Origin of the sequence: Allobosea sp., assembly GCF_051860145.1 — a bacterium.
Taxonomy (GTDB): domain Bacteria; phylum Pseudomonadota; class Alphaproteobacteria; order Rhizobiales; family Beijerinckiaceae; genus Allobosea.
Map to the genome: position 1 here is coordinate 26,930 of NZ_JBHYEM010000031.1, position 11,196 is coordinate 38,125.

The 11,196-nt window shown below is 67.2% G+C and carries 10 protein-coding genes; 3 read left to right on the forward strand and 7 right to left on the reverse strand.

The features are described 5' to 3' along the window. Positions 1-145: 145 nt before the first annotated feature. From glcF to ACTIF2_RS26200, 4 genes are read right to left on the reverse strand one after another with little or no spacing between them, the layout of a single operon-like run. Complete coding sequence (glcF, locus tag ACTIF2_RS26185; protein ID WP_439500074.1) at positions 146-1,531, reverse strand: glycolate oxidase subunit GlcF; 1,386 nt, start codon at positions 1,529-1,531, stop codon at positions 146-148. A 5-nt stretch (positions 1,532-1,536) separates the two neighbouring features. Then, on the reverse strand, positions 1,537-1,992 hold the full coding sequence (locus ACTIF2_RS26190) for a hypothetical protein (protein ID WP_439500075.1): 456 nt from the start codon (positions 1,990-1,992) through the stop codon (positions 1,537-1,539). 10 nt (positions 1,993-2,002) lie between these two features. Next, positions 2,003-3,190 (reverse strand): FAD-binding protein, encoded by a 1,188-nt coding sequence (locus tag ACTIF2_RS26195; RefSeq protein ID WP_439500076.1) that lies wholly within the window; start codon positions 3,188-3,190, stop codon positions 2,003-2,005. Next, on the reverse strand, positions 3,187-4,626 hold the full coding sequence (locus ACTIF2_RS26200; RefSeq protein WP_439500083.1) for an FAD-linked oxidase C-terminal domain-containing protein: 1,440 nt from the start codon (positions 4,624-4,626) through the stop codon (positions 3,187-3,189). Before ACTIF2_RS26200 ends, ACTIF2_RS26195 begins: the two co-directional genes overlap by 4 nt. A 130-nt stretch (positions 4,627-4,756) precedes the next feature. On the opposite strand from ACTIF2_RS26200, the gene ACTIF2_RS26205 reads away from it, so the two are divergent. Further along, complete coding sequence (locus tag ACTIF2_RS26205; RefSeq protein WP_439500077.1) at positions 4,757-5,662, forward strand: LysR family transcriptional regulator; 906 nt, start codon at positions 4,757-4,759, stop codon at positions 5,660-5,662. A 249-nt stretch (positions 5,663-5,911) separates the two neighbouring features. Further along, the gene (locus tag ACTIF2_RS26210; RefSeq protein WP_439500078.1) at positions 5,912-6,853 is read left to right on the forward strand and encodes an SMP-30/gluconolactonase/LRE family protein; all 942 of its coding nucleotides are present in this window, start codon (positions 5,912-5,914) and stop codon (positions 6,851-6,853) included. A 22-nt stretch (positions 6,854-6,875) separates the two neighbouring features. Here the strand turns inward: ACTIF2_RS26210 and ACTIF2_RS26215 are convergent, their stop codons facing one another. The 3 genes from ACTIF2_RS26215 to mscL all read right to left on the reverse strand — a co-directional run bounded on the left by ACTIF2_RS26215 (position 6,876) and on the right by mscL (position 9,792). Beyond that, complete coding sequence (locus ACTIF2_RS26215) at positions 6,876-7,940, reverse strand: AbrB family transcriptional regulator (protein ID WP_439500079.1); 1,065 nt, start codon at positions 7,938-7,940, stop codon at positions 6,876-6,878. 120 nt (positions 7,941-8,060) lie between these two features. Next, positions 8,061-9,251 carry a pyridoxal phosphate-dependent aminotransferase gene (locus ACTIF2_RS26220; RefSeq protein ID WP_439500080.1) on the reverse strand — a complete coding sequence of 397 codons (1,191 nt, stop codon included), beginning with the start codon at positions 9,249-9,251 and terminating at the stop codon, positions 8,061-8,063. A 118-nt stretch (positions 9,252-9,369) separates the two neighbouring features. Beyond that, entirely contained in the window at positions 9,370-9,792 is a 423-nt protein-coding gene (mscL, locus tag ACTIF2_RS26225) for a large conductance mechanosensitive channel protein MscL (RefSeq protein WP_439500081.1), read from the reverse strand. Between the two features lie 207 nt (positions 9,793-9,999). Here mscL and ACTIF2_RS26230 point away from each other — a divergent pair. Then, the coding region (locus ACTIF2_RS26230; RefSeq protein WP_465248476.1) for an SLC5/6 family protein at positions 10,000-11,196 on the forward strand (1,197 nt) is incomplete at its 3' end.

Here is an 11,196-nt window from a genome sequence, read left to right on the forward strand (position 1 = left end):
TCTCCCCTTGCGGGAGAAGGTGGCCCGGAGGGCCGGATGAGGGGTCGCACTGCCTTCTCCGCATAGCGCCGGAAGGCCAAAACCTTGCGAAGCGTTGCGCGACCCCTCACCCCAACCCTCTCCCGCAAGGGGAGAGGGGGTCCGCTCACTCCGCCGCGAAGAGCATGTCCTTGCGCGGCCGTGGCCCGGTGGCCGTCACGTCCTCGATGCCCGCCCGCGCCAGCTTCTCGGGCAGTGGCCCGCCCGTCGTCCAGTCGAGCAATTCGGCGGTGTGGACGACCGGCGTCGCCGCCCCCTTGTCGGCAAAGCCCTTCGCCAGCTGGGTCATGCAGCCGATATTGCCGGTCGCGACGATCTGCGGCTTGGTCTTCTCGATATGGCCGATCTTGCGCTCGCGCAGCTGCCCGGCGAGCTCGGGCTGGAGGATGTTGTAGACCCCGGCCGAACCGCAGCAGATATGGCCCTCCGGCACCTCCTTGACCTTGAAGCCGGCGTCGGTCAGCAGCCGCTTCGGCCCATCCTTGAGCTGCTGGCCATGCTGCATCGAGCAGGCCGAGTGATAGGTGACGGGCAGCGGCGTCTCGCGGACATGGCGCAGCTCGATGGTCTCCAGGAATTCGGTGATGTCCTTGGCGAGCCCGGACACCCTGGCGGCCTTCTCGGCATAGGCCGGCTCGTTGCGGAACATGAAGCCGTAATCCTTGATCGTCGTGCCGCAGCCCGAGGCCGTGATCAGGATCGCGTCGAGCCCCTCGCCGTCGATCTCGGCCATCCAGGCGTCGATATTGCGCCGGGCGAAGCCGAGCGCGTCATGCTCGCGGCCCATATGATGCACGAGCGCGCCGCAGCAGCCCTCGCCCTTGGGCAGCACGACCTCGACGCCATGGCGGGTGAGCAGACGGACCGTCGCCTCGTTGATCGCAGGGTCGAGCACCGGCTGGGCGCAGCCCGAGAGCAGCGCGACGCGCTTGCGGCGCACGCCGGCAGGGAAGACCCGCGGCCCCTCCATGTTGGAGCGCGTCGGCAGGCCTGCCGGAGCCAGCGCCAGCATCGCCTTCAGCCGGCCGCCGACCTGCGGCAACAATCCGAAAAGCCCGCCAAAAGGCTTGCCGAACATCGCAGCCAGCATCGCCCAACGGAAACGGTCGGGGTAGGGCAGGATCGCCGCCAGCACGCGACGCAGGGCGCGGTCATGCCAGGAGCGCTGATAGGTCTCCTCGATATGGGCGCGGGCATGGTCGACGAGGTGCATGTAGTTCACGCCCGAGGGGCAGGTCGTCATGCAGGAGAGGCAAGAGAGGCAGCGGTCGATATGGGTCACCACCTGCTCGGTCGCGGGCTTGCCGTTCTCCAGCATGTCCTTGATCAGGTAGATGCGCCCGCGCGGGGAATCGAGCTCGTCGCCGAGCAGGAGATAGGTCGGGCAGGTCGCGGTGCAGAAGCCGCAATGGACGCAGGTGCGCAGGATCTTCTCCGAGGCCGGCAGGCGCGGATCGGAGGCGAGGTGCTCGGGCGTGAAATTGGTCTGCATGGCGTCTACGTCAGCTTTTCGAGCAACATTGACCAATCGTCGTCCCCGATTTCGATCGGACTAAATACGACGGTGCCGATAGGCTTTAGAACGCTGGCTACGTTGGTTCGGCGGGTGGCTGCATTAAACGGCAATTTCGCAATTGCGTCTTTAGCTGTCCAATGACGCCTGGGAGAGCCTAGAGGTATTATGTCGAATGGCATGCGCCATTCTTCAGGCCATACTTCTTTTTCTGACGCACCTACATTAGGAGCTGACCCAATCAGAAAAGGAGTAGTCAAAGATTTATATGTCGGATGGCTGCAGTAAATTATCCCACAGTTTCCAACTCTGACATTTCGCGCGCGAGTAGCTCTGGCTTGCATAATTGCGGGTTCCGCTATCGATACAGCCCAGCGCTTGGCTCCGATACCAGCCCATATATTCGTGATGTTCTTGCAAGCGAAGACATAGAGCTTCATTCAGTATCTCCTAGACCCCCGCATACATCCGGCCCGGCTCGAAAATTCCGGCCGGGTCGAAACTGCTCTTGATACCGGCTGTGACCCGCAGCAGCGGCTCGGACAGCGGCTCGAAGACCGGGACGGCGGCGCGAATCGCATCGGGCGCGCGCACCAGCGTGGCGTGGCCGCCAAGCGGCCTGATCGCGGCCCGAATGGCGGCTGCTCCGGCGTCGTCCTCGGCGGGCACGGCCAGCCAGACCAGTCCGCCGCCCCAGTCATAGAACCAGCGCGCGCCCGGCACAGCGGCAGCGATCGCGGCGACGGCGCGTGGCCCCGCGGTCGGCGCGAGCGACAGGCGCCAGACCGCCTCGCCGCTATCGGCGAAGAAGGTCGCATCCCGCACCATGCGCCATAGCGCCTCGGATGCCTCGCCCTCGACCAGCTTCGGCTCGCCATGATCGCCGAGCAGCTCGGACAGGGCCCCCGCACGATAGTCGATCGAGGCGGAAAAGTTCTCGAGCCGGAGCAGCGTGCGCGCCTGCTCGGTGCCGATGCCGGCCGGCAGATGCGCGGCCGCCATCGGTTCGAAGGGCGAGCCCAGCGCGGCCGAGAGCAGGCTCACCGCCCGCTCGTCGGCGAGGCCATGCCAGACCAGCGTGACGGTGCGCTCGGGCCGCGGCAGCACGCGGAACACGACTTCGGTGAGGAAGCCGAGCGTGCCATGCGCGCCGGCGACGAGCTTGACCAGGTCGAGCCCGGTGACGTTCTTCATGACGCGGCCGCCGGATTTGACCATCTCGCCACGGCCGTTGATCAGCCTGATGCCGATCAGGGAATCGCGCGCCGCTCCGGCATTGATCCGGCGCGGGCCGGAAATATTCCCGGCCGCGACGGCGCCGATCGTCGGCTCGCCTTCGCTTCCGAGCAGCGGGCGATGGTCCATCGGCTCGAAGGGCAGCATCTGGCCGCGATCGGCCAAAGTCTGCTGCACCAGCGCGAGCGGCGTCCCGGCGCGCGCGCCGATCACCATCTCGGCCGGCTCGTAGAGCGTGATGCCGGCCAACCCGGCGCTGGAGATGGTGCTGACGACCTGCGCCGGACGGCCGAAGCCGGCCCGCGTGCCGCCGCCCTGGATGGAAACCGGCGTGCCGCCAGTGGCGAGCGAGGCGACGACGGCGCAGGCCTGCGCCTCGGTGGTGGGCGTATGGATGGTCACGCCGCCACCCTGCCTTCGAGCGGGAACACCTTGGCCGGGTTCATCAGCCATTGGCCGTCGAACACCGCCCGCACGCGCATCTGCTGGTGCAGGTCGGCCTCGTTGAACTGGACGGTCATCAGGTCGCGCTTCTCGATGCCGACGCCATGCTCGCCGGTGAGGCAGCCGCCGACCTCGACGCAGAGCTTGAGGATGTCGTTGCCGGCATCCTCGGCTTTCTGCGCCTCGACCGGATCGTTGCAGTTATAGAGGATCAGCGGGTGCAGGTTGCCGTCGCCGGCATGGAAGACATTGGCGACGCGCAGGCCGTAGCCCTTGACGATCTCCGCCATCCGCCTGAGCACGAAGGGCAGCTGCCCGGTCGGGATCGTGCCGTCCATGCAGATATAGTCGGCGATGCGCCCCGTCGCGCCGAAGGCCGATTTCCGGCCCTTCCAGATCGCCGCCGTCTCCATCGCCGATTTGCTCTCCTTGACCGTCTTGACGCCGTGCTCGCGGGCGATCGCGACGATGCGGGCGAGCTGGGCGTCCATCTCCTCGTCGGAGCCCTCGACCTCGATGATCAGCAGCGCCTCGACATCCATCGGATAGCCCGCCTTGGCAAAAGCCTCGCAGATCTCGATCGCCGGCTTGTCCATGAACTCCATCGCGACCGGAATGATGCCGGCGCCAATGATGGCAGCCACGGCCGCGCCCGCCTCCTCGCTCGACGGGAAGCCGAACAGCACGGGCCGCGCGCCCTCGGCCGAACGCAGGATGCGCACCGTCGCCTCGGTGACGATGCCGAGCTGGCCTTCCGAGCCGACGACGAGGCCGAGCAGGTCGAGCCCGCCCGAATCGAGGTGGCTGCCCCCAATTTCAACGATGGAGCCGTCGAGCATGACCAGGGTGACGCCGAGCACATTGTTGGTGGTGACGCCGTATTTCAGGCAATGCGCGCCGCCGGAATTCATGCCGATATTGCCGCCGATCGAGCAGGCGAGCTGCGAGGAGGGATCGGGCGCGTAGAAGAAGCCCTCCGCCATCACCGCGCCGGTGACGGCGAGATTGGTGACGCCGGCCTGCACTTTCGCGACGCGGTTGGCGTAGTCGATCTCGAGGATGCGGTTCATCTTCGAGACGCCGATCACGACGGCGTCCTCCTGCGGGATTGCGCCGCCGGCGAGCGAGGTGCCCGCCCCGCGCGGCACGACCGGCACGCCCTGCTCGCCGCAATAGCGCAGCACCGCGGCGACCTCCTGCGTCGTCGAAGGCAGCACGACCGCGAGCGGCATGCGGCGATAGGCGGTCAGCGCGTCGGTCTCATAGGGGCGGCGCTCGTCATCGGAGGTGATCAGGGCCTCGGGAGCGACGAGCCCGGCGAGGCCGGCGATGATCGCATCGCGCCGGGCGAGGATGTCGGCACGAGGCGTCGGAAATGCGATGGCGCTCATGATCTCCTCCTCGGCCGTGGCCACGACATAGCGCTTGCGTCCTGCGCCTTGCAAACAGGTTAGACCAATTCGAACACGCTTGCAGCGCAGGCAAAAGCCATGATTATTTCTGAATTGGAAAAGGTGGGCGACCATGGACCGGTTCGGCGATCTCGATGTCTTCGCGCATGTGGTGACGGCCAAGAGCATGTCGGCGGCCGGGCGCCAGCTGAAGCTCTCGCCGGCGGTGATCTCCAAGCGCATCCGGCGGCTGGAAGAACGGCTCGGCGTCCGGCTGCTCCAGCGCACGACGCGGCAATTGTCGCTGACCGAAGCAGGACAGGGCTTTTACGAGCGCGTCGTCTCGGTGCTCGCCTCGATCGAGGATGCCGAGGCCTGGGTCGCCAGCGGCACGGGACAGGCGCGCGGAACCTTGCGCGTCTCGGCCCCGACCTCGTTCGGCCGGCTGCACATTGCGCCGCATCTCAAGCCCTTCCTCGACGCCAATCCGATGGTGACCGTCGACCTGATCCTGAGTGATTCCTTCGTCGACATCATCGCGGAAGGCTTCGATCTCGCGGTGAGGATCGCCGATCTGCAGGATTCGAGCCTGGTCGCGAAGCGCCTCGCGCCCAATCACCGCGTGCTCTGCGCCGCGCCGGACTATGTCGCCGCCCGCGGCATGCCGGATAGCATCGAGGAGCTCTCGCAGCACACGCTGATCGCCCACAACGCCGACCAGTGGCGGCTGGACGGGCCGTCGGGCCCGGTCAGCGTGCGCGTCAACGGACCGCTGCGGACCAATTCCAGCGAGGTCGTGCGCGAGGCGCTGCTCGCCGGCGTCGGCATCGCGCTGCGCTCGACCTGGGATGTCGGGCCAGAGCTGAAATCGGGACAGCTCATGCGCGTCCTGCCGGACTATTCGGTCGGCAAGCGCGTCGCGGTCTATGCCGTCTATCCGAGCCGGCGGCACATGGAACAGAAGGTGCGCGTCTTCGTCGATTATCTGGCGGAGCTCTACGGGGCGACGCCCTATTGGGATGCGGGATTGGATCTGTAGAGGCGCGGAACCGCGGGAACCCCTCTCCTGGAAGGAGAGGGGTAGGGTGAGGTGTTCGGGAGGGACATCGCAAGCCTCAACCCAACCGCTCGGTGGGCACCCGCGGAACTGGTCGAACGGCCTACACCTCACCCTGCCCTCTCCTTCCAGGAGAGGGTTCCCCGCGCCCCTCGCATCGCAGGTCGACACAGACATCGGTTGTGAAGACGCCCGCGATCGTCGATCTTGCCGCGCCCAGGGAGGACAGGCATGACATTCGGCTTCATCGAAGGCTTTCGCGTCGAGGTGCTCGACCTGCGTTTCAACCGGATCGTCCCGGCTTCGGCTCGGATGGAGCGGCTCTGGACGGGTGCCCGCTGGACCGAGGGACCGGCCTGGTTCCCGGCGCATAACAGCGTCGTCTGGTCCGACATCCCGAACGACCGGATCCTGCGCTACGACGCCCTCTCCGGCCAGGTCGGCACCTTTCGCCAGTCCGCGCGCAACGCCAATGGCAACACCGTCGACCAGCAGGGCCGGCTCGTCACTTGCGAGCATGGCGGGCGGCAGGTAACGCGGACCGAGCATGACGGCTCGGTCACGGTGCTGGCGAGCCATTACCAGGGCAAGCGCCTGAATTCGCCGAACGACGTGGTGGTGAAGTCGGACGGCTCGATCTGGTTCACCGATCCCGATTACGGCATCCTGAGCGATTACGAGGGCGACAAAGCCGAGAGCGAGATCGGGCGCTGCAACGTCTATCGCATCGATCCGCAAAGCGGCGCGCTGACCATCGTCGCCGACGATTTCGTCAAGCCCAACGGCCTCGCCTTCTCGCCCGACGAGAGCATGCTCTACATCGCCGATACCGGGGCGAGCCATGACCCGGTGAACGGCCCGCGCCATATCCGCAAGCTCGCCGTGACGGGCGACGGCACGAGGCTCGGAGCCTCCGAGGTCTTCGCGACCTGCACGGCCGGCTTGTTCGACGGCTTCCGCTTCGATGCGACGGGCCGGCTCTGGACCAGCGCGGCGGACGGCGTGCATATCTACCATCCCGACGGCACGCTGATCGGCAAGGTGCTGGTCCCGGAGGTGGTGGCGAATCTCTGCTGGGGCGGGCCGAAGCGCAACCGCCTCTTCATCTGCGGCACGACCTCGCTCTACGCCATCCTCACCCACACCAATGGCGCGAGCTGGCCGAAGGGCTGACGCCTCCCGGGCGGCGCGAGAATCAGGAACTCGGCGGCTCGGGCTTCATCCGGGCAACGAGCAGCGGCATGGCGAGGCCCAGCAGCATGAAGCGCGCGAGGTGATGCGCGCCGACATAGAGCGGGTCGAGCCCCATGGCGAAGGCCAGCATCGCCATGGCCTCGAGCCCGCCCGGCGCGAACGCCGCCATGGCGCTGGCATAGGGCACGCCGGCCAGCCAGGCCGCCGGCCAGGCGAAGGCGAAGGCCACCACCATCGAGACGACGAAACCACCGATGGCGAGCGGGAACAGCCCGGCGATCTCGCCGCGCTTGAGGTTCGAGACACGCCCGCCCATCGCGGCGCCGAGCATGACCATCACCACCGTCGCGATCTCGGGCGGCAAGGTGCCATGCACGATGCCGGCACCGTGCAGCACGGCGCTCGCCATCGTCGCGCCGAGGATGAAGGGCGCGGTAACGCCGATGCGCTCGAAGACGAGCCCCGTCGCGAGAGCACAGCCGAGCAGGAGGATCGTATCCTGGAGGTTGGCGACGATCACGGCCGGCGGCTGACCGATGGCGCCATCGCCCATCGCCCGCATCAGGCTGGGCAGGATCGCGACCAGGACGAGGATGCGGAAGAGCTGGATCACGGCGATACGGCCGAGATTGGCGCCCTTGGCATGGGCGACCGCGATCACCGCCGAGAGCGCCCCCGGGGCGGCCGCCAGCAGGGAGTCGATCCAGGACCAGCGCGCGACATAGCGCAGATAGGCGCCGGTCGCGAGCATGATGGCGGCGAGCGCGACGAACAGGACCGCGAGCGAGCCGGGATAGCGCGCCGTGGCGGCGAGCGCCTCGGGCGTCGCCGACGAGCCGATCAGCACGCCCGACATCAGCATGGTCGAATCGAACCAGGGCTTGCGCAGGTCGGGCAGGCGCTTGGCGACGCCGACGATCGAGACCAGCAGCATCGAGCCTGAGAGCCAGGCCGCCGGCACGTCGAACAGCGCGAAAAGCGCGCCGCCGACCGCCGCGCAGCCGATCACCGCCGCTTCGCGCGACAATGTCCTGAGCCGGTAGGGAATATAGGTCGGGCCGGTCATGTCTCTCGGAACAGGCGCCGAGGAGGCACGACGCAAGGCCGATCAATGAACACAGGACCCGGCAGGGTCAAACGGGAAGAGGCTGCCGCCGCGCAGGGGGGCGTTGCGTCCGGCGACGCCTCAGCCGGCTAGCGCCTTCTGCAGGCGCGCTACGGTCTCGACCAGATCGGATGCCTTGCGGGCAAAGCACAAGCGCAGCCCGGTCTCGCCGCCGGGCCCGAAGGCGGTGCCGGGCGCGAGGCCGACATTGGCCCTGTCGACCAGATCGATGGCGAGCGCGCGCGAGTCCTCGCGGCCGTCGACGCTGAAGAACTGGTAGAACGCCCCGTCCGGCGCCGAGAGCGAGACCCGGTTCGTCGCCTTGAGGCCTTCCGCGATGATCCTGCGACCCTCAGTGGCGCGTGCGATCTGCTCGGCGACGAAGGGCTCGCCCTCGTCGATCGCGGCGATGGCGGCGCGCTGGACGAAGACCGGCGAGCCGGAGGTCGAGTACTGGATCAGGTTCTCGATGACTTGCCCGAGGGCGGCGGGCGCCTCGATCCAGCCGATGCGCCAGCCGGTCATGGCCCAGTTCTTGGAGAAGGTCTGGACGAAGAGGACGCGGTCCTCGGCGTCCATCACGTCATGGAAGGAGGCCGCGCGCGGCGCGCCGCCATAGACGAAGCGGCCGTAGATCTCGTCGGCGATGATCCAGATGCCATGCTTGCGGGCAAGGGCCAGCAGCGCCGTCATCTCGTCCCTGGTCGCGGTCCAGCCGGTCGGGTTCGCCGGCGAGTTGATCACCAGCGCGCGCGTCTTCGGCGTGATCGCCGCCGCGAGCTTGTCGAGATCGAGCGAGAAGCGGCCCTGGATATAATCCATCGGCACGCAGACGGCCCTGGCGCCGGCGATGCCGATCGCAGCGGCGAAATTCGGCCAGGCCGGCGTCGGGATGACGAGCTCGTCGCCGGGCCCCGCGATCAGCCTGACGGCGATCTGGACCGACTGCATGCCGGAACCGGTGACGAAGAAGCGCTCGGAGGACAGCGGCTGCCCGTAAAGCGTCGTGTGATAGCGCGCCAGCGCCTCGCGCAATTCGGGGATGCCGCGCTGCCAGGTGTAGAAGGTCTCGCCATCCGCCAGCGACTTGTTTGCGGCGCGGATGATGAAATCCGGTGTCGGTAGGTCGCCTTCGCCGACCCAGAGCGGGATCAGGCCGGGCTTGAGCCGGCCGTGATTGACGACCTCGACGATACCGCTTTCGGGGGCGTTGCGGGCCTCTGGCCGCAAATCGGCGATCAGGCGGGCGCCCGGCAGCGTGCTCGTCGTCATCGATATGACCTCGCAGGTTCCATGTCTCCCTTTAGCCGAAGCCGGCGCCGGGAGGCATGAAATCGGGAGATCGGGTCGATCGGTCGCGGTGATGAATCGCCCGCGACCGATCGACGATTCAGACCGTCTTCCGCTTCAGCAGATCGCGGATCTCGCCGAGCAGCACGACGTCTTCCGCCGGCGGCGCAGGCGGGGCGGGCTCGGCCTCCTTGGTCCGCTTCAACTGGTTGATCGCCTTGACCACGAGGAAGAGCACGAAGGCGATGATCAGGAAATTGACCGCGACCGTCAGGAACGAGCCATAGGCGAGAACCGCGCCCTGCTTCTTGGCCTCGACCAGGACGGGCGCGTTGACGGCGCCGCTGAGCCCGACGAAATAGTTCGAGAAGTCGAGTCCGCCGAGAATGGCGCCGATGATCGGCATGATGATGTCGCTGACGAGCGAATCAACGATCCTGCCGAAGGCGGCGCCAATGACCACGCCGATGGCGAGGTCGATGACGTTGCCTTTCATGGCGAATTCTTTGAATTCCTTCAGCATTACCCTGCCCCTTCTGTGCGAATGGTCGGCCTGTCGCGTGCTCGGCGGCCTGCGCGACGCTGGCAGGCTAGCCGAGTGTCGCGTTGGTTAGAAGCCGAACTTGCCGGAATCCACGTTCGATCAGAGGGTTGGGCTCGGCCGAAAGCCGCATCGCGCTCCGCAGCGTCATGCATTAGGCTGCGATTGCCGTTCTGCCATGGAGCCAAGATGATCCCGGCCTGGTCTGTCGTTCTGGTCGCGCTCGGATATCTCTGCGTCCTGTTCGCGATCGCGCACGCAGCCGATACCTCGGGCCGCAGGCTGATGACCGGGCGGGCGCGCACGACGATCTATGCGCTGGCGCTCGGGGTCTATTGCACCTCCTGGACCTTCTACGGCTCTGTCGGCTTCGCCAATCGGGCCGGGCTCGACTTCCTCGGCATCTATGTCGGGCCGATCCTGGTGATCGGCTTCGGCCACCGCTTCGTCGCGCGCATCGTCGAGATCGCGAAATCGCAGAACATCACCTCGATCGCGGATTTCGTGGGCGCGCGCTACGGCAAGAGCGAGCGCGTGGCGGCGCTGGTCTGCCTCGTCGCGGTCATCGGCGCGCTGCCCTATATCGCGCTGCAGCTCAAGGCCGTCGCGAACTCGCTCTCGGTCTTCCTGATTGCGACGGGCGGAAAGGCGCTGACGCCGGACGTCCCGGTGCTGAGTGACCTCGCCTTCCTCGTCGCCATGGTGCTCGCCGGCTTCGCCTGCGCCTTCGGCACAAGGCATATCGACGCGACCGAGCACCAGGACGGCCTCGTGCTCGCGATCGCTTCCGAATCGGTGGTCAAGCTGGTCGCCTTCCTCGTGCTCGGCGTTTTCGTCGTCTACGGCCTGTTCAACGGGCCCGGCGACCTGCTGACCAGGGCAGCCCGGATGCCGGACGGCGCCTTGCCGATCTGGGAGCGGACCTCGAGCTGGCCGACCTTCCTGACGCTCAGCGTGCTGTCGGCCTTCGCCGCGCTGCTGCTGGCGCGGCAGTTCCATATGACCATCGTCGAGAACCGGGACGTGCGCGATGTCCGCCGCGCCGCCTGGATGTTCCCGCTCTATCTCGTGCTGATCAACCTCTTCGTGCTGCCTCTCGCCGTCGCGGGAGAATTGCTGATGCCGGGCCCCGGCATCGACCGCGACATGACGGTGCTCTTGCTGCCGCTCGAGCGCGGCGCGAGCGTGCTCGCGCTCGTCGTCTTCATCGGCGGCCTGTCGGCCGCGACCGCGATGGTGATCGTCGCCTCGGTCGCGCTGGCGATCATGATCTCGAACCATCTCGTCATGCCGCTGCTGCTGCGCGGGCGCGGCCAGCTGAGCGATCCGGACCGCTCGGCTGCGAGGGCGCGGCGCGCCGGCAACAGCAGCACCGGCGGCGACCTC

Coding starts and splice junctions, on each gene's coding strand:
- ACTIF2_RS26215 (WP_439500079.1), bottom strand. CDS start 7,940: ATGACCGGCCCGACCTATATTCCCTACCGGCTCAGGACATTGTCGCGC.
- ACTIF2_RS26220 (WP_439500080.1), bottom strand. CDS start 9,251: ATGACGACGAGCACGCTGCCGGGCGCCCGCCTGATCGCCGATTTGCGG.
- glcF (WP_439500074.1), bottom strand. CDS start 1,531: ATGCAGACCAATTTCACGCCCGAGCACCTCGCCTCCGATCCGCGCCTG.
- ACTIF2_RS26190 (WP_439500075.1), bottom strand. CDS start 1,992: ATGAAGCTCTATGTCTTCGCTTGCAAGAACATCACGAATATATGGGCT.
- ACTIF2_RS26210 (WP_439500078.1), top strand. CDS start 5,912: ATGACATTCGGCTTCATCGAAGGCTTTCGCGTCGAGGTGCTCGACCTG.
- ACTIF2_RS26205 (WP_439500077.1), top strand. CDS start 4,757: ATGGACCGGTTCGGCGATCTCGATGTCTTCGCGCATGTGGTGACGGCC.
- mscL (WP_439500081.1), bottom strand. CDS start 9,792: ATGCTGAAGGAATTCAAAGAATTCGCCATGAAAGGCAACGTCATCGAC.